This is a genomic window from Neorhizobium sp. 05N33 (genome assembly GCF_056397445.1).
This window is the reverse complement of the sequence record NZ_JBFTNK010000011.1, coordinates 86,494-103,798: the sequence shown is the minus strand read 5'-3', so window position 1 is coordinate 103,798 and position 17,305 is coordinate 86,494. Positions and strand designations below refer to the sequence as shown.

The 17,305-nt window shown below is 62.7% G+C and carries 13 protein-coding genes; 5 read left to right on the top strand and 8 right to left on the bottom strand.

Annotated elements, in window-relative coordinates; genetic code table 11:
- The first annotated feature begins 27 nt into the window (after positions 1-27).
- Together AC1DLT_RS23510 and AC1DLT_RS23505 are read left to right on the top strand one after the other, a co-directional pair.
- Positions 28-2,979: a bifunctional [glutamine synthetase] adenylyltransferase/[glutamine synthetase]-adenylyl-L-tyrosine phosphorylase gene (locus tag AC1DLT_RS23510; protein WP_477488347.1), complete on the top strand. Its 2,952-nt coding sequence runs from the start codon at positions 28-30 to the stop codon at positions 2,977-2,979.
- Between the two features lie 80 nt (positions 2,980-3,059).
- A complete protein-coding gene (locus AC1DLT_RS23505; protein ID WP_477488346.1) occupies positions 3,060-3,836 on the top strand; it encodes an aminoglycoside adenylyltransferase family protein in 777 nt (258 codons plus the stop codon).
- A 32-nt stretch (positions 3,837-3,868) separates the two neighbouring features.
- Here AC1DLT_RS23505 and AC1DLT_RS23500 read toward each other — a convergent pair whose 3' ends face one another.
- Complete coding sequence (locus tag AC1DLT_RS23500; protein WP_051900058.1) at positions 3,869-6,211, bottom strand: PAS domain-containing sensor histidine kinase; 2,343 nt, start codon at positions 6,209-6,211, stop codon at positions 3,869-3,871.
- Between the two features lie 163 nt (positions 6,212-6,374).
- Entirely contained in the window at positions 6,375-7,577 is a 1,203-nt protein-coding gene (locus tag AC1DLT_RS23495; RefSeq protein WP_477488345.1) for an MFS transporter, read from the bottom strand.
- Between the two features lie 120 nt (positions 7,578-7,697).
- Here AC1DLT_RS23495 and AC1DLT_RS23490 point away from each other — a divergent pair, with 120 nt between their 5' ends.
- Positions 7,698-8,261, top strand: a complete 564-nt coding sequence (locus AC1DLT_RS23490; RefSeq protein WP_247038210.1) for a TetR/AcrR family transcriptional regulator — start codon at positions 7,698-7,700, stop codon at positions 8,259-8,261.
- 16 nt (positions 8,262-8,277) lie between these two features.
- On the opposite strand, the gene pepN is transcribed toward AC1DLT_RS23490, so the two are convergent.
- Positions 8,278-10,926, bottom strand: coding sequence for an aminopeptidase N (pepN, locus tag AC1DLT_RS23485; protein ID WP_477488344.1), 2,649 nt, complete (start codon positions 10,924-10,926; stop codon positions 8,278-8,280).
- A 340-nt stretch (positions 10,927-11,266) separates the two neighbouring features.
- On the opposite strand from pepN, the gene AC1DLT_RS23480 reads away from it, so the two are divergent.
- The gene (locus AC1DLT_RS23480; RefSeq protein ID WP_247137329.1) at positions 11,267-12,205 is read left to right on the top strand and encodes a DMT family transporter; all 939 of its coding nucleotides are present in this window, start codon (positions 11,267-11,269) and stop codon (positions 12,203-12,205) included.
- A 13-nt stretch (positions 12,206-12,218) separates the two neighbouring features.
- Here the strand turns inward: AC1DLT_RS23480 and AC1DLT_RS23475 are convergent, their stop codons facing one another.
- The 5 genes from AC1DLT_RS23475 to AC1DLT_RS23455 all read right to left on the bottom strand — a co-directional run bounded on the left by AC1DLT_RS23475 (position 12,219) and on the right by AC1DLT_RS23455 (position 16,253).
- A complete protein-coding gene (locus AC1DLT_RS23475) occupies positions 12,219-12,368 on the bottom strand; it encodes a hypothetical protein (RefSeq protein WP_477488343.1) in 150 nt (49 codons plus the stop codon).
- A 27-nt stretch (positions 12,369-12,395) separates the two neighbouring features.
- On the bottom strand, positions 12,396-12,587 hold the full coding sequence (locus AC1DLT_RS23470; protein WP_038541359.1) for a hypothetical protein: 192 nt from the start codon (positions 12,585-12,587) through the stop codon (positions 12,396-12,398).
- A gap of 176 nt (positions 12,588-12,763) precedes the next feature.
- The gene (locus tag AC1DLT_RS23465) at positions 12,764-13,663 is read right to left on the bottom strand and encodes a uracil-DNA glycosylase (RefSeq protein ID WP_477488342.1); all 900 of its coding nucleotides are present in this window, start codon (positions 13,661-13,663) and stop codon (positions 12,764-12,766) included.
- A 251-nt stretch (positions 13,664-13,914) separates the two neighbouring features.
- Complete coding sequence (locus AC1DLT_RS23460) at positions 13,915-15,207, bottom strand: Hsp70 family protein (RefSeq protein ID WP_477488341.1); 1,293 nt, start codon at positions 15,205-15,207, stop codon at positions 13,915-13,917.
- 155 nt (positions 15,208-15,362) lie between these two features.
- The gene (locus AC1DLT_RS23455) at positions 15,363-16,253 is read right to left on the bottom strand and encodes a LysR substrate-binding domain-containing protein (RefSeq protein ID WP_477488340.1); all 891 of its coding nucleotides are present in this window, start codon (positions 16,251-16,253) and stop codon (positions 15,363-15,365) included.
- 104 nt (positions 16,254-16,357) lie between these two features.
- Between AC1DLT_RS23455 and blaOXA the strand changes: the two genes are divergently transcribed.
- Positions 16,358-17,182: a class D beta-lactamase gene (gene blaOXA, locus AC1DLT_RS23450; protein ID WP_477488339.1), complete on the top strand. Its 825-nt coding sequence runs from the start codon at positions 16,358-16,360 to the stop codon at positions 17,180-17,182.
- Positions 17,183-17,305: the final 123 nt, after the last annotated feature.

Below are 17,305 nucleotides of genomic sequence, written 5' to 3'. Positions count from 1 at the left end.
GCCAGGGAAGAATCACGGGAGGTGCCAGTGTCGGAGACCGGAAACCGGCTCGATGCGGTCAAGGCGGAGGTGATCCGTCCGCTGAACCAGACGGAAACCAAGGCGGCCTTGGCGGCCTTGAAGGATATCGGCAAGTCCGAACCTTCCGTCGCGGGACTGCTTGGCAAGGATAGCCCGCTCAAGGATTTCATCACCGCTGCCTTCACCCTCTCACCTTACCTGCGCGACACGGCTGTCATCACGCCAAGGCTTTTGACGATCGCGGTTACCGAGCCGCTGGAGCCGACGCTGGAGCGATTGGTGGATACGGCCCGCCGGGCCTGGCAGAAGACGGACGGCAAGGCACCCTCCGAAAACGAGGTGATGACTGCGTTGCGCGCCGGCAAGCGGGCCTTGAGCTTCCTCGTCGCGCTTGCTGATCTCGCCCGCATCTTTTCCGCCAGGGACACGACGCGCTGGCTGAGCCTCTTTGCCGAAGCCTCCGTCGCGGCCGCGATCGACCACCTTCTGGTCGCCGGTCACGATAGCGGTAAGCTTAAGCTTGCCGACCTCGAAGAACCGAGCAAGGGCTCGGGCCTGATCGTGCTCGGCATGGGCAAGCTCGGCGGCCGCGAGCTCAACTATTCCTCCGACATCGATACCGTCGTCTTCTTCGACCCCGAAACGGGCATCCTTGCCGACCCGCTCGACGGGTCGGAAGTCTATGGCCGGATGATGCGCCGCCTGATCCGCATCCTGCAGGAACGCACGGCCGACGGCTATGTGTTCCGCACCGACCTGCGCCTGCGCCCGGATCCCGGTTCGACGCCGCTCGCCGTCTCGCTCGACGCAGCACTGATCTATTACGAGGGCCGCGGTCAGAACTGGGAGCGGGCGGCCTTCATCAAGGCGCGGCCGATCGCCGGCGACATTGCCGCTGGTGAAAATTTCATGCGGCTGCTCACCCCCTTCGTGTTCCGCAAATATCTCGACTACGCGGCGATCGCCGACATCCATTCGATCAAGCGGCAGATCCATGTGCACAAGGGCCATGGCGCAATCGCCGTGAAGGGCCATGACGTCAAGCTCGGTCGCGGCGGCATTCGCGAGATCGAGTTCTTCGCCCAGACCCAGCAGCTGATCGCCGGCGGCCGCATGCCGCCCTTGAGGGCGCGCGAAACGGAGGTGGCGCTGAAGGCGCTCGCCGAGGCCCGGTGGATCGCGCCTGACATCGCCGCCGAATTGACCGAGGCCTACTGGTTCCTCCGTGATGTCGAACACCGCATCCAGATGGTCCGCGACGAGCAGACCCATAACCTGCCGGAAACCGAGCCCGAACTGAAGCGCATCGCCTTGATGCTTGGTTTCGCCGATACCGCCGGTTTTTCCGCAAGGCTCGAATATGTGCTGAAGACCGTCGAGAAACGTTATTCGCGGCTGTTCGAGCAGGAGGCAAAGCTGTCCGGTGGCGACGGCAATCTCGTCTTTACCGGGCAGCAGGACGATCCGGGCACGCTGAAGACGCTTGCCTCGCTCGGCTTCGAACGGCCGGCCGATATTTCCCGCGTTATCCGCACCTGGCATTACGGCCGCTATCGTGCCACCCAATCCGCCGAGGCGCGCGAGCGGCTGACCGAGCTGATGCCGGCGCTGCTGATGGCGTTCGGCGAGAGCAAACGTGCCGACGAGGCGCTGCTGCGGTTCGACAGCTTCCTGAAAGGCCTGCCGGCCGGCATCCAGCTCTTCTCCCTGATCGGCAACAATCCGCCGCTGCTTGCGCTGATCGTCACGATCATGTCCTCGGCGCCGCGGCTTGCCGATATCATCGCCTCCAAGCCGCATGTGTTCGACGGCATGCTGGACCCCGGCCTGATGTCCGAACTGCCGACCCGAGATTATCTCTCCTATCGCCTGACCGCATTCCTCACCGCCGGCCGGCATTACGAGGAAAAGCTCGACCGGCTGCGCATCTTTGCGGCCGAGCAGCGGTTCCTGATCGGCATCCGGCTGCTGACGGGGGCAATCTCGGGTGTCCAGGCGGCCCGCGCCTTCACCCATCTCGCCGACCTGCTGATCAACGCCGCCCTGAAGGCGGTGACCGCAGAAATCCGCAGCGCCCACGGCCTCTATCCCGGCGGCCGCGTCGCCGTCATGGGCATGGGCAAGCTCGGAAGTTTCGAGCTGACCGCCGGCTCCGACGTCGATCTCATCCTGCTCTACGACTATGACAATGAAGCCACGGAAAGCGAAGGCGACAAGCCGCTCGATTCCAGCCGTTATTTTACCCGCCTGACCCAACGGCTGATCGCGGCACTTTCAGCGCCAATGGCCGAGGGCGTGATCTTCGAGGTCGATCTTCGCCTGAGACCCTCCGGAAACAAGGGGCCGGTCGCCACCCGCATCAACGCCTTCGGCAAATACCAGCGCGAAGAGGCCTGGACCTGGGAACACATGGCGCTTACCCGCGCCCGGCTGATCTGCGGCGAGGAAAGCCTCGCCGACGAAGCGAAGGGCATGATCGGCGAAGTGCTGTCGACCAAGCCCGATATCGCCAGGATCGCCAAGGACGTGGCCGAGATGCGCGCGCTGATCGACAAGGAAAAGCCGCCGCGTGACATCTGGGATTTCAAGCTCATTCCAGGCGGCCTGATCGATATCGAGTTCATCGCCCAGTATCTGCGCCTGATTGCGCCAGCCAAAGGCGTAGCGCCCGATACCTACGGGTTCAGCACCGAGGAAGCCCTGAAGGCGCTCGGCGAAAAACTGATGAAGCCAAGTGATCTTGATACCTGCATCGAGGCGCTACGGCTACTTACCGAACTGTCGCAGATCGTCCGGCTCTGCGTCGATGGACCTTTTGATCCAGGTGATGCACCCGCCGGGCTTGTCGAGCGCGTCTGCCGGGCAGGGGATTGCCCGGATATCAGGACGCTGGAGGGCGAGGTGAAGCGTCTGTCGAAGGCGGTGCGGGCGGTGTTCGGGGCGGTCGTCCGGAAATGACGGTTTGTGCGATTCCGCACCGACCGCTACGCTATTGTCACCCCCAATGATCGACGCACGAGACGCGGAAGCAAGTGGTTATGGATGACGATGCGGTGATAATCCCCATCGAAGCTCAGCAAGCGCTCCGTATTGCCCGGGAATGTTTCGGAGGCGCGCTCGTTGCCGCCTATCTGCACGGCTCGGCGGTCGCCGGCGGATTGCGACCGGATAGCGACGTGGACATCATGGTGATTGTCGATCGACCGACGACGCATATCGAACGCAAACGTCTGATGACCTCGCTCATGAAGATTTCAGGGCATCCGGCGGATGGTAGCGGTCAGCGCCCCATCGAGCTGATCGTTTTCCATCGGGACGATCTTGCCGTGTCCGACTATCCGCCGCGGAGCGAATTCGTCTATGGCGAATGGCTGCGCGAGGCGTTCGAGGCGGGCCACGTCCCCCAACCGGTCAGGGATCCGGAACTGACCGTACTGCTGGCCCAGGCGAGGCTGAAGGCAAAGACATTGGCCGGTCCGGACGCTCCTGAACTACTGCGGGTCATCCCGGAGGCCGACCTGCGGCGTGCGATCGGAGATGCGCTTCCTGCCTTGCTCGGGTCGCTCCATGGCGACGAGCGCAACGTCCTGCTGGCACTCGTACGCATGTGGCGTACGCTCACAACGGGAGAGATCGTTCCAAAGGATGCCGCAGCCGATTGGGCGATATCCCGGTTGCCGAGAGAGGCCGCGGCACTGGTCATCTGCGCGCGCGATGGCTATCTGGGGACGGAGAAGGACGATTGGTCTCACCGTCGACAACAAGTCCATGGGGTAGCCGAGGACCTGAGCGGACGCATCGTGGCACTGCTGTAGTCATATGGTTGCGTAGCTGTCGGGGAATTGACCTACGCTACCCGCTTGCGACTAACCAGCATGGGCTGGTCAGGGATGAGCAGCGACACGACGGTGCCTTCGCCGACCCGTGAGCGGATTCGCATCTTGCCGCCGTGCAGGCCGATCAGCGAGCGGGAAATGGCAAGTCCCAATCCCGAACCGCCCTTGCTCTTGGCATATTGGCTCTGCACCTGCTCGAACGGCTGGCCGATCTTGTTGAGCGCGTCCATCGGAATGCCGATGCCGGTATCGGCGATCGTCAGCAGCACCCCTTTTTCCAGTTTGCGGGCTCGCAACTCGATCCTGCCGCCGTGGTTGGTGAATTTCACCGCGTTGGAGAGAATGTTGAGCATCACCTGCTTCAGCGCGCGGCGATCGGCAACCATGTGGAGGCTGTCGCACAGGCGCTGATGGATGGCGATCTCCTTGTCCTGGGCGGAAATCGTGGTCAGCCGCAGGCTTTCCTCGATCAGCGGCTTCAGGTCGACCGCCTCGCACTGGATGCGCATATGGCCTGCTTCGATCTTCGACATGTCGAGGATGTCGTTGATGACGTTGAGCAGATGTTTGCCGCTGTCATGGATGTCCTTGGAATATTCCGAATATTTCGGTGAACCGAGCGGCCCGAACATGCCGTTGGCAAGGATTTCCGAGAAGCCGAGGATCGCATTGAGCGGCGTTCTGAGCTCGTGCGACATGTTGGCGAGGAATTCAGACTTGGCCTTGTTGGCGGCCTCGGCGCGCTCCTTCTCCGCCTGATAGTTGGCGTTGGCGACCGAGAGCTCGGATTTCTGGCGCTCCAGCTTCTTCTGCGAGGAGGAAAGGTCGCCGATCGTCGCCATCAGCCGGCGCTCGCTGTCGCGCAACCGCTCCTGGTGGCGTTTCAGCAGCGTGATGTCGGTGCCGACCGAGACCAGGCCACCGTCGCGGGTGCGGCGCTCGTTGATCTGCAGCCAGCGCTCGTCGGCGAGCTGCACTTCGGTGGTGCGCGAAAGGCCGCTGCCATCCGGGTCGGCGACGCGGCGTTCGATCACCGGGCGGGCGGCAGCCGAATTGACCGCGTGCCGTTCGGTGCCGGGCACCAGCACGCTGTCAGGCAGGCCGTAAGCCTGCTGGAAATGGGTGTTGCACATCACCAGCCGGTCGTTCTTGTCCCAGAGCACGAAGGCTTCCGACGTGCATTCGATCGCATCCGCAAGGCGCTGGTCGGCTTCGGCGTAACGCTGGGCGAGGCGATGCTGTTCGGTCACGTCCATGGCGATGCCGATGACATGGGTGCGGCCTTGGCTGGTCTTCACCAGCTGGGCGCGGGCGCGCATCCACACGTAATGGCCGGCCGCATGGCGCATGCGAAAAACCTGGTCGACCTGCTTGGCATTGCCGCGGCTGATGGCGCGGGCGAGCGCATAGATGTTGCCGTCGGTCGGGTGCATCATCCGCGCCGCGTCGGTAAACGAGATCACGTTGCCGGCAGGCGGCAGGCCGAGCATCTCGTACATCGATCCCGACCAGAACAGGCGCCGGTTGCTGACGTCGAAATCCCAAAGCCCGCAACGGCCGCGCGACAATGCGGTCTCGATACGCAGATTGGATTCGACGAAGGTCTCGTCGGCCTCGCGGGCGCGTTTCACCTGCATGTAATAGGCGTAGAGGATGATCAGCAGGATCGCCGAGATGCCGGTGAAAAGCGTGACGTTGAGCGAGACGTCGTGCCGCCATGCAAGATTGATGCTCTCCAGCGAATAGGCCGCCACGATCAGCACACCTTCGGTGCCGACCGCCTCGATGGCCGCGTAATGCGGAATTTCGCCGAAATAGGTCTCGATCACGCCGCTCTCGTCGCCGAACCGCCTGAGCGCGGCGGTCTCCGGCAGGACGGAGGTCAGGCGCCTGCCGATATAGCTGGTCGCCTGCTTGGTGCCGCCGAAGATACGGCCGGTTTCGTCGACGAAAAGAAAGAACGCGTCCGCCCCCAGCCGCTCCTGCGGCAGGAAGGCGGCGAGGCGTTTTTCCGCTGCAGCGCGGTCGCGGCCGATGAGCGCCGTCGCATCACCGGCAAAGGCAGCACTTGCGGTGGCTGCCATCAGAGCGGTCGATTGCCGAGCGGCGTTTTCCATCCGCGTGTATTCGGAGACGATGCCGAGGACGCGGGAGGCAGCGACAACGGTGAGGAATGCGATGATGAGAAGAGGGATCGAACGCTTGAGAACCAGCTCCACCCGCGGCAGCTGCCGTGCGATGGGTTTGACGGAAAGCCGCGCCTCGTCAGGAATGACCCGCCGCAAATTTCCAAGGCTCGGAAATTTAAGACGCAGCCGCCCCTCGGCCGCGGTTGCCCGCTGCACGTCCGACATGGTTTTCATGGTGTCCCTCATGGTGATTCGGCGCGCCGCTCGCCCGAATCTGCCTTAATGAATCATTAGTGATTCTTCGTGTCCAGAGGCTTGCTAAGATTTTTTTAACGTTTTGATTCAATTGCGAATCGGAAGAGTCCCGCAGGGCGGCAAACCGGCCGTCTCAGGAGACGGCCGGGCTTTCGGAAAGGCTGGTGCGGGTGGCCGCGATCGAAATCACCGCCAGCGTGATGATTGCACTGCCATAGACATACGCGGTATTGGAGAGGCCGAGCGTAGGCGCGATCAGCCCCGCAGCGATCGCGGGGATCGAGAATGCGAGGTAGCTCTCGACCAGGAAAGCCGCGAACAGGCCGGCCCGTTCGTGGCTTTCGGCAAGCGGCAGGACGATCTTCAGAATGTTCGAGAAGATCGATCCGAAGCCGAGGCCGGCGGCCGCGGTGCCGAGGAAGAGGAGCCCGACGGCCTCAAGGTATACCCCGGAGAGCGTGATCAGGACGCCGATGATCAGCGTGGTCGCGCCGGTGAAGAGAACCCGCTGGGGCGCCCATGTGCGGAAGATGAAGACCGAGGCGGTGGCGCTGAGCATCAGTGCGGCGACGACCGTGCCGCCGACGAACGGTGAGGTAATGCCGGTCACAACGGCGACCAGCGTCGGCATCAGCGACAGATAGAAGCCCCCGAGCGCCCAGCCGGCGATATTGACCGGCGTGACCTTCAGAAGCGTCGCGCGGGCCCGTTGCGGTACGCTGATATGCGGGCGCATGGCAGCGAGCGCTCCTGGCCGTCCGGTGATCGTCTCCGGCATGAAGGCAAGCGCGATGATGCCGGCGACCGTCACGATGAAAAGAAGCGCGTAGATGAGATGCGTCGGCGCGGGCGCGAAAGCGACGAGCGTGCCGGCGGCAAGCGTACCGACCATCAGGCCGAGAAAGGCGGTGATGCTGTTGAGCGTCGAGCCTCTGCGCTTGTCGGTATCGAGGATCGTCGCCCCGAAGGTCGGAAAGGCGATGCCGGTCGCGAAACCCTGGACGATACGGCCGACAAGCAGCGTCGTGCCCGACTCAGCCAGCATGAAGACGATCAGCGCCGCGGCATTGAAGATCAGCGCCAGCAGGATCAGCGGCCGGCGGCCGAGATAGTCCGAAAGCCCGCCGACCGTTAGAAGCGCCGCGAGCAGCGCGAAAGAATAGGAACCGAAGATCAGGGTGATCATCGCTGGGGAGAGATGAAAGATCTGCTGATAGAGATGGTAGAGCGGCGTTGGTGCGCTGCTGGTCGCGGAGATCAGCACCGCGAAGATGAAACTGTAGACCGTCATCCGGAAGGCGGATGGGGAATTGGGCGAGGGGAGGATACTGCTCATGGCGGTTCACCTTAACGCAATTTTTTAGCGTTAGCCGGATATAGTTGCATTGCCGGATTAATGCAATATCTTTGCATTAAGGAGTTTCATATTCCGGCATGTGCCGGCAAGGAGAACAAAATGGCCAGGGAAATGGTGCGCCAGGGTGGGCGCAGTGCGCGCATCCAGTCGGAGGTGCATCGCACGGTACGGGATATGCTGAAGACCATGGATCGCGGCGCGATCACTGTGCCGATGATCGCCGAAAAATCCGGTGTGACGCCGTCGACCATCTATCGCCGCTGGGGGGATCTGTCCGAACTGTTGGCGGATGTCGCGGTCGCGCGCATGCGGCCGGTTGCCGACCCGGAAGACACCGGCGCGATGGGATCCGACCTCGAAACCTTCATTCTCCAATATGCCGAGGAGATGTCATCCAAGGTTGGCCGCTCGATGCTGGCGGACGTGCTGGGCAGCATGGAAGGCGCCGCGGCGGGCCGTTGCTGCCAGTTCACCTATGATCACCTGGAGACCTTGCGCGAGCGCGCCCTGACGCGCGGCGAGAAAGCCTTCGACGTGAGCGAAGCGATCGACGCCGTCATCGCGCCGATCATCTACCACATCCTGTTCCGCGACCGCGAACTGACGATCGACTATTGCCGCTCGCTGGTCTCCCGCTTCCTGGAAAAATGCGCCGGCGCTTGAAGCCGGCGCTTCAGGCTCAACCTTTCAGCATCCGCTCGACGATGTCGCGCACGTCGGTCGAAAGCGTTGCTGCCTGTTCGATCGTGGTCAGCGCTGCGCGCGCATGATCGGCGCGCTGCGGTTCCAGCGACCGCCAGGAGCGCATCGAGGTCAGGATGCGGGCGGCGAGCTGGGGATTGCGCGGATCGATCGAAAGGATCTGCTCGGCCAAGAACCGGTAACCTTCGCCGTCGGCCCGGTTGAAGCCGGTCGGGTTGCCGAAGGCGAACGTGCCGATCAGCGAGCGCACCCGGTTCGGATTGCTGGCGATGAAGCGCGGGTTTTCCATCAGCGCCCTGACGCGGGCAAGCGCACCTGCACCGGGAATGGTCGCCTGGGTCGAGAACCACTTGTCGACGACAAGAGCGTTGCCGTCGAAGCGTGCGAGGAACGTGGCGAGCGCGTTTGTCGTTTCCGGCGCGTCCGGGAAACGATGGGCAAGCACCGCCAGCGCCTGGGCGAGATCGGTCATGTTGTCGGCGGATGTGAAGGCTGCGGCCGCGCGGGCCGGCGTTCCTTCCGCATAGGTGAGGTAGGACAGCGCGGTGTTGCGCAGCGAGCGCTTGCCGGCACTTGCCGCATCCGGCTTGAAGGCGCCATCGACCTTCATGTCCTCGAACAGGCGCAGGAAGGTCTTGGTTCCCGCCTTGGCGATCTCCGAAAGAATGGCGTTGCGGCCGGCATGGATCGCATCGGGGTCGTTGTTGCCGCCGAGTTCTCGGGCAATGTCGGCCTCGCTCGGCAGCGCCAGCGCCTGGGCGCGGAAGGCGGGTTCGAGCGTCTCATCGCCGGCGGCTTCCAGAAGGGCCGCGACGAAAGACGGATCGCAGGCGATTTCCTTGCCGTCACGCGCGTTGCGCGCCGCCTGCATCAGATTGGGCAGGGCAAGGTCGGTCAGCGCCTGCCAGCGGGCGAAGAGATCGGTGTCGTGGCGGGCGATATGGGCAAGATCGGCCGGCGTCTGGTCGAGATGCAGGTTGATCGGCGCCGAGAACGAACGGTTGAGCGACAGGACCGGACGGGAGGAGACGCCCGAGAAGGTAAAGCTCTGCCGGCGCTCGGTCAGGTGCAGCACGTCGCCGGTGACTTCGCCACCCGCGACCTTGGTCGGCACTGCCGCCGAGCCGTTGTCGAGGATGAGCGCGAAGGAGAGCGGGATGTGCATCGGTTCCTTGGCCGTCTGGCCAGGGGTTGCCGGGATCATCTGCTCGAGCGATAGCTTGAAGGTGCCGCTTGCCTGGTCATAGTCGCTCGACACGGTGACAAGAGGCGTGCCGGCCTGGTGATACCAGAGCGAGAACTGCGTAAGGTCGCGGCCGCTCGCATCCTCGAACGACTTGACGAAATCCTCGACCGTCACGGCCTGGCCGTCATGGCGTTCGAAATAGAGGTCCATGCCAGCCTTGAAATCGTCGCGGCCAAGCAGCGTGGCGATCATGCGGGTAACTTCCGAGCCCTTTTCGTAGACGGTGGTCGTGTAGAAATTGTTGATTTCGCGGTATTTGGTCGGGCGGACCGGATGCGCGAGCGGGCCTGCGTCTTCCGGGAACTGTTCCGACTTCAGGTGCCGCACCTCGGCAATGCGCTTGACCGCACGCGAGCGCTGGTCGGCGGAAAACTCGTGGTCGCGATAGACCGTCAGGCCTTCCTTGAGGCAGAGCTGGAACCAGTCGCGGCAGGTGATGCGGTTGCCGGTCCAGTTGTGGAAATATTCGTGGGCGATGATCGCCTCAATATTGGCATAGTCCTGGTCGGTCGCGGTTTCCGGGTCGGCCAGCACGTATTTGTCGTTGAAGACGTTGAGCCCCTTGTTCTCCATGGCCCCCATGTTGAAGTCGGACACGGCGACGATCATGAAGATATCGAGGTCGTATTCGCGGCCAAATCGCTCCTCGTCCCATTTCATCGAGCGCTTCAGCGCGTCCATGGCATAGGCCGCACGGGCTTCCTTGCCGTGCTCCACATAGATCTTCAGCGTTACCTCGCGCTCGGACATGGTGACGAACGTGTCCTCGACCACGCCGAGATCGCCGGCGACCAGCGCGAAGAGGTAGGACGGCTTCGGATGCGGGTCGAACCAGGCCGCAAACGCACGGCCTTCGTCATATCCCGCACCGCCCAGGAAATTGCCGTTCGACAGCATGACTGGATTGGCGGCCTTGTCGCCGATGATGGTAATCGTATAGGGCGCCAGCACGTCCGGACGGTCCGGGAAATAGCTGATGCGGCGGAAACCTTCGGCCTCGCACTGGGTGCAATAGATCCCGTTGGTGCGGTAGAGACCCATCAATTGGCTGTTGGCTTCCGGATTGATGTAGGTGGTGACGGTGATTTCGAAGGGAGATTCGGCCGGCAGGTCGCGGATCGTCAGGCTCTCCGGCGTCGCATCGTATTGCGCCGCGGGCACTTCGTTCTGGTCGAGCAGCAATCCGGACAGCGTCAGTTCGTCGCCATCCAGCACCAGCGGCGCCGAAAGGTCGACACCTTCGCGCCGGTGGAAGATCAGCCGCGCATCAACCTTGGTGTTGGTGGGGTCGAGCTCGAAGGTCAGATCGACGCGTTCCAGGACGAAGTCGGTGGGGCGGTAATCTGCCAGATGAACGATCTGGCCCGTATCTGTTCGCATGTTGCTTCCTGAACCGGCTCTTCAAATTGGTGTCGGGAGCGTCGCAGCACTCCCGTCGAACTGGCACACACCCGTCGCCGCGCGGATAATTGCACGCAATGCTAAACGATTGTTGAAACTTTGGCTAAAATAAAGCGTCATTTCGATCCAGTATATGTCGCGCAACCTTTCACAAGGTCACGGATATTGATCGACCTATCATCAGATTTGATCCCCCTCACGGCACTTTTCCGTTACTTTGCCGCCAAACTGAATCTCCCCGGATTGCCTCTCCAACACGTCCTGTCAGCGCGGATCGGATTTCCGCCAAAATTCCCCCAGAAATCTCCATGAGTTGTTGATGTCCGCCGATGCCCTGAATCCCCTGCGCGGAATTATGTTCAAAGTCACCTCCGTGGTGATCTTCGTGATGATGCAGACCTGTATCAAATCGGCAGGTCCCGATATTCCGGCCGGACAGATCACCTTCTACCGCTCCGCTTTCGCGCTCGTGCCGATCATGGTCTATCTCGCCTTCCAGGGCGAGTTGCGCGGCGCCTTCCACACGAACAGCCTGACCGGCCATGTGAAGCGCGGCTTTCTCGGCATCCTGTCGATGGTTTTCGGATTCTACGGCCTGGTCCACTTGCCGATGCCGGATGCGATCGCCATCGGTTACTCCTCGCCGCTCCTGGCTGTCGTCTTCGCGGCGATCTTCCTGAAGGAGACGGTGCGCATCTACCGCTGGAGCGCGGTCATGGTCGGCATGGTCGGGGTGGTGATCATCTCCTGGCCGAAGCTCACCATGTTCGAACAGGGCGGCATGGGATCGGAGCAGGCGGTCGGCGCCGCTTCCGTCATCCTCTCGGCGGTGCTGGCCGGCTTTGCGATGATCCAGACCCGCCAGCTCGTGCGCACCGAAAAGACGGCGACGATCGTGCTCTATTTCTCGCTGTCGGGGGCGCTGTTTTCTCTTGCGAGCCTGCCTTTCGGCTGGGCGGCGCTGACGATGCCGGAAAAGCTTTTTCTGATCGGCGCCGGCTTTTGCGGCGGCGTCGGACAAATCCTGCTGACCGAAAGTTACCGCAACGCGGATGTCTCGACGGTGGCGCCGTTCGAATACACCTCGATCCTGCTCGGGATCGGCATCGCCTATGTTCTGTTCGGGGACGTGCCGACGGCGGCCATGCTGGTCGGGACGGCGATCACTGTGTCGGCGGGGATTTTCATCATCTACCGCGAGCACCAGTTGGGGCTCGAGCGGAAGGCGGCGCGCAAGGCATCGCCGCCCGGGGCTTGATCAAGCCGGAGGTTTAGAGCTGAATGGCCGCGGTAACCGGATTGGTCTCGGCGCAGGCGCGGGCAGCACCCGCGCGGCTATATTCGCGCGAGGCGTTCACAGCAGCGCCGATGTGAGAAAAGTTCTCACGCAGGGTGCGGATCGGGTGGAAAATGGCCGTCATGGCTGATGCTTCCTTGAGGCCGCGCGATCAACGTTCGCGGAAATCGGCGAAGATCGAAGCGGGACGGGTGATGCCGACCGGGCGCGCCATGGCGCAGGAGGTCAGCTGTTCGTTCGTCGCAGAGCCGAAATGGTGATAACCCTTCGTCGAGCGCGGCGACAGGCCGGCGATGCGAAGAGTTTCGAAGCCCGAATGGATCGGGCGGAAGCGGGTCGTCATTGGCCTTGGTTCCTTAAACCTAGAATTCCTCCCAAGACACACCGCTTATATTGCAGCGCAGCATCGATTCTGCAATGCAGCGAAACGCCGCACTGCCATGCGTGGCTTGCATGGCATTCTTCATATTTCCGTAACTTTGCATCAATTGCCGGGAAGTTTGCCTGAAATGCGGGCAGTCAGTGCCCATGAGAACGCATTTTGAACATTAAAAGGTCCTGCCAGGCGAGGGCCTTGTTGGCGGGGGCTGCCAGCAGTTCCTGCGGATSCAGGGTAGCGATCGCCGAGCAACTGATTCCACCGAAAGCAATTTCCCGCCATTCGCCGCGCATCGAGTGGATCGTGCCATTGCCGCCGAAGAAGAAGCGGGCGGGAAAATTGCCGAGCAGCAGCAGCAGCTTCGGTTCGGCGAGCGCCACCTGGCGCTCCAGGAACGGCCGGCAGATATCCATCTCGGCCTGCGAGGGCATGCGGTTGCCCGGTGGCCGCCAGGGGATGACATTGGTGAGCAGAACGCCATCGCGGGAAAGCCCGATCGCGCCGAGCATGCGGTCCAGCAACTGCCCTTGCCGCCCGGAGAAGGGAATGCCGTCCCGGTCGTCGTCCGCATTCGGCATCGGGCCGATGACCATAATGCCGGATGCGGAATTGCCGCTCACGAATACCGTGTTGCGCGCGCCGTTCTTCAGGTTGCAGCCGTTGAAGGCTTCGAGCGCGGTCTTGAGTTCATCGAGCGAGCGGGCGCTTTCGGCGGCAAACCGTGCAGAGGCGACCGCCTGTTCGTCCGGTACCGATACGGGCGCGGAGGCGGGGGGAGGTGCTGCGGCGCGCGCCGTCGGAGCTGTGCGTTTCGGCGTTGCCGCGGCTGCCTGGGAGGTCGGCGCCTGCTCATAGTTCGTCGGCTGCTGCTGCCGGGCAGACGCGGGCGCTCTGGCATCGGCCTGCGCCGCCTTCTGGGCCGCAAACTGCGCGAACCGGTCCACCGGCTCATCCTCGACGAGCCACTCCACGCCCGCATCCGCATAGAAATGCAGAAGGGCGGCGAGCTCGAGAGCGTCCATGTCTTTGACGAGGTTCATCGGATTCACACTACAGCATGTGGCGTGGGAGAGGGAACCGGTTTTGGCTCGAATGGGCGACGGCCTGTGGACGGAGACGGAGCGGCTGGCCGATCTCCCCCCTTGAGGGGGAGATGCCCGGCAGGGCAGAGGGGGGTGACCTCTCGGCATATTCATTGGCCGAATATTTTGCCGCACCGTCGCCACCCCCCTCTGTCACCTTCGGTGACATCTCCCCCTCAAGGGGGGAGATCAGTGGGAGTATGCCGCCCTCAAGCCGCCCATTGCGCGACATTGTCGCTCTCGCCGATCAGCGCCAGGCCGTGGGCGATCGACAGCAGTTCGCCGCCGGTCTCGATCTTGCCGGCATCGAATCGCTGCGTGAAAATGCTGCGCACGGCCGGCACGAAGGAGGTGCCGCCGGTCAGGAACACCTTGTCGATCTCGGAAGGTGCGGTGCCGGTCTTTTCCAGCACCTCGTCGAGCGCGCCTTCGATGCGGCCGAGGTCCTCGGCGATCCAGCCTTCGAAATCGGTGCGCTTCACCATCTTGCGGCCGGCACGCCCAAGCGGCGCAAAGTTGAATTCCGCTTCTTCCGCACCCGACAGCGCCATCTTGGTCGCCGAAATCGCTTGGTAGAGCGGATACCCTTCGTCATGGTCGACGAGGTCGACGAACAGTTCGAGCTTTTCCGGCTCCAGCGCCGAGCGCACCAACGACTTCAGGTCGGTGAATTCGCGCGTGGTCTTGAAGATCGACAACTGGTTCCAGCGGCCGAAGTTGACGTAATAGCCGGCCGGTACGTCCAGAACCTTGTCGAAACTCTTGAACTTGCTGCCCTTGCCGATTTCCGGGGACACCAGGTTGTCGATCATCCGGTAGTCGAAATGGTCGCCCGCAACCCCGACGCCCGAATGCCCGATCGGGGTGGCGGTCAGCTTGCCAGCCTTGGTTTCGAAGCGGATCAGCGAATAGTCGGTCGTGCCGCCGCCGAAGTCGGCGACGAGAACGGTGGCGTCGCTCTTCAGCGTCTGGGCGAAATAATAAGCGGCCGCGACCGGCTCGTAGACATAGTGGATTTCCGGAAAGCCGAGCCGGGTCAGCGCCTCGTTGTAGCGTTCGGTCGCCAGCTTAGGATCCGGATTGGCGCCGGCGAAATGCACCGGCCGTCCGGCGATCAGCCGCGAAACGTCGGTTGGCCAGCTGTCGTTCGCATAGATCTTCAGGCGCTTCAGGAAAATTTCCATAAGGTCCTCGAAGGCGTGCCGGCGGGCAAACACCAGCGTGCCCTGGAACAGCGCGCTTGCCGCAAACGTCTTGATCGACTGCAGGAAGCGACAGTCGCCGGGATTGTCGATGAACTGGCGGATCGCCGCCTGCCCGGCCTCGACCTTCAGCGCCTGCGCCCCCATCACCGGATCCTTCATGAAGGAGAGCGCCGTGCGCATCGAATCGCTCTCGCCAGCGCTGCTGGTGAAGCGCATCGAATGCGTGCTGCTGCCGCCATCCGCCAATGCCAGAACCGTATTAGTCGTGCCGAAATCAAGCCCGAGCGCCCGTGCCATCGCCGTGCTCCTTTTATCCGTCGAAAATCATTGAACCGGAACCCCCGGCAATCCGCCGGCAGGTTCCGAATGCGAAAAGGGCGCTGCTGGCACCCCGGAATTTTTGAGAGGGCGGGTGATCGCACAAGGTGGCCGGGATGGCAACCCCGGAAGCCCTAGATTTCCAGCTGCCGCCGCGTCTCTGCGGCCATCCCCGTCAGCCAATTCCTGAACATCTCCATGGCCGGCGTCACGCTGCGGGATTTGAGCCGGGTCAGCCAGTAGCTGCCCTTGGAAATATAGACCGGAAACGGCTGTTCGATCATGCCGGCGGCGAGCTGGCGGGAGAACATCAGGGGAGGGGCGAGCGCCACGCCGGCCCCTTGTATAGCCGCCTCGACCATCAGCACGGAACTGTCGAAGACGAGGCCGCGGATTTGCGGTGGGGGGACATGCGCCGCCTCGAACCAGCCCGGCCATTCGTCGGCGCGGTAGGAGCGCAGCAGCACCTGGTGCGCCACGTCCTCCGGTGCCTTGAGTTGGCGGGCAATCGCCGGAATGCAGAGGACGGACAGCGGCGCCTCGAACAGGGGCTCCGCCTCGATATCGTGCCAGGCGCCGTTGCCGAACTTGATCGTGTAGTCGAGTCCCTCGGCGGCGATGTCGACGCGGTTGTTGTTGGTGGAAAGCCTCAGATCGATGAACGGGTATTTTTCCCGGAAGTCGGAAAGCCGCGGCAGCAGCCAGCCGACCGCCAGCGTGCCGACCGCCCCGAGTTTCAGCACCTCGCGCACATGCCCGTCTTCGAAGCGCTCCAGCATGGCGGCCATGCGGTCGAAACTCTCCTGCAGCGCCGGCAGCAGGGCCAGGCCTTCCTCGGTGATCATCAGCCCGCGCGGCAGGCGGCGGAACAGGGTGACGCCGAGCCGCTGTTCGAGCAGCTTCACCTGATGGCTGACGGCGGCCTGGGTGACGCAGAGTTCGATCGACGCACGGGTGAAGGAGAGATGCCGCGCGGCCGCCTCGAAGGCCCGCAGCGCGTTCAACGGCAAATATGGTCGAACCATGGCCATGCCCCAATTTGATTCATGCCTGACCGCAGATATCATCGTTTGATTAGGGCTTGCAAGCCGACCTAGAAAAGCCGTGTCACCCCATTTGGAGCACCGCAATGGCTTTCAGAAATTCTTTTCTTCTGGCATTTTCTCTCGGCATTACCGTGACTTTTCTCGATTGCGCCTCCGCCGGTGCTGCCGATCCGATCCGCTGCACCGTCATCATCGACGAGGATAGCGGCGATGCGCTTTACCGGCAGGGTACCTGCGACCAGAGCTTTTATCCCCAATCGACCTTCAAACTGCCTTTGGCCATGATGGGCTATGATGCCGGCATCCTCACCGACGCCCAAAACCCTCGCTGGAAATACCAGGCGAAATTCGGCGGCCCTGAGCGGGTGAAGAAGGATGTCGATCCGCTGATCTGGGAAAAGGATTCGATCGTCTGGTATTCGCAGGAAGTCGCCCGCAAGCTCGGCAAGCCCAAGTTTGCGGACTACATCCAACGCTTCGGTTACGGCAATCGCGATGTCTCCGGAGGCCCGGGCAATACCGACGGGTTGACCGAATCCTGGCTGATGTCGTCGTTGAAGATTTCGGCGGACGAGCAAGTGCGGTTCCTGCGCCGGTTCCTCAATGGCGGCCTGCCGATCTCCGAACATGCCGTCGACATGACGCTGGCGATCGTGCCGCATTTCGAGGCCGGCGACGGCTGGGACATCCAGGGCAAGACGGGTTCCGGCTGGCTGCGCGACAAGGCCGGCAAGGTGGATTACGACCGCCCCCTCGGCTGGTTCGTCGGCTGGGCTATGAAGGACGAACGGCGTGTCATCTTCGCAAGGTTGCTGGTCGATACCAAGCGCTATCCGAACGAGCCGATCAGCTTCGTGGTGCGGGATGGGCTGATCAAGGATTTCCCGAAACTGGCGGAAGGGTTCTAGGCTCTCGGCCTGAAGCTGAAAGCGGCCGGGCGACCCCCAAGCCCGACCGCCCAGCGCGTACGCAACACTGCGCTGCGCCACCTATAAGAAGCTTTAGCAGTGGCTAATGCAAACGGAGTCGTC

Excerpts from the sequence above, each read along its gene's own strand:
- AC1DLT_RS23505 (WP_477488346.1), top strand. The coding sequence starts at position 3,060 with ATGGATGACGATGCGGTGATAATCCCCATCGAAGCTCAGCAAGCGCTC.
- AC1DLT_RS23500 (WP_051900058.1), bottom strand. The coding sequence starts at position 6,211 with ATGTCGGACGTGCAGCGGGCAACCGCGGCCGAGGGGCGGCTGCGTCTT.
- AC1DLT_RS23495 (WP_477488345.1), bottom strand. The coding sequence starts at position 7,577 with ATGAGCAGTATCCTCCCCTCGCCCAATTCCCCATCCGCCTTCCGGATG.
- AC1DLT_RS23490 (WP_247038210.1), top strand. The coding sequence starts at position 7,698 with ATGGCCAGGGAAATGGTGCGCCAGGGTGGGCGCAGTGCGCGCATCCAG.
- pepN (WP_477488344.1), bottom strand. The coding sequence starts at position 10,926 with ATGCGAACAGATACGGGCCAGATCGTTCATCTGGCAGATTACCGCCCC.
- AC1DLT_RS23480 (WP_247137329.1), top strand. The coding sequence starts at position 11,267 with ATGTCCGCCGATGCCCTGAATCCCCTGCGCGGAATTATGTTCAAAGTC.
- AC1DLT_RS23475 (WP_477488343.1), bottom strand. The coding sequence starts at position 12,368 with ATGACGGCCATTTTCCACCCGATCCGCACCCTGCGTGAGAACTTTTCT.
- AC1DLT_RS23470 (WP_038541359.1), bottom strand. The coding sequence starts at position 12,587 with ATGACGACCCGCTTCCGCCCGATCCATTCGGGCTTCGAAACTCTTCGC.
- AC1DLT_RS23460 (WP_477488341.1), bottom strand. The coding sequence starts at position 15,207 with ATGGCACGGGCGCTCGGGCTTGATTTCGGCACGACTAATACGGTTCTG.
- AC1DLT_RS23455 (WP_477488340.1), bottom strand. The coding sequence starts at position 16,253 with ATGGTTCGACCATATTTGCCGTTGAACGCGCTGCGGGCCTTCGAGGCG.
- blaOXA (WP_477488339.1), top strand. The coding sequence starts at position 16,358 with ATGGCTTTCAGAAATTCTTTTCTTCTGGCATTTTCTCTCGGCATTACC.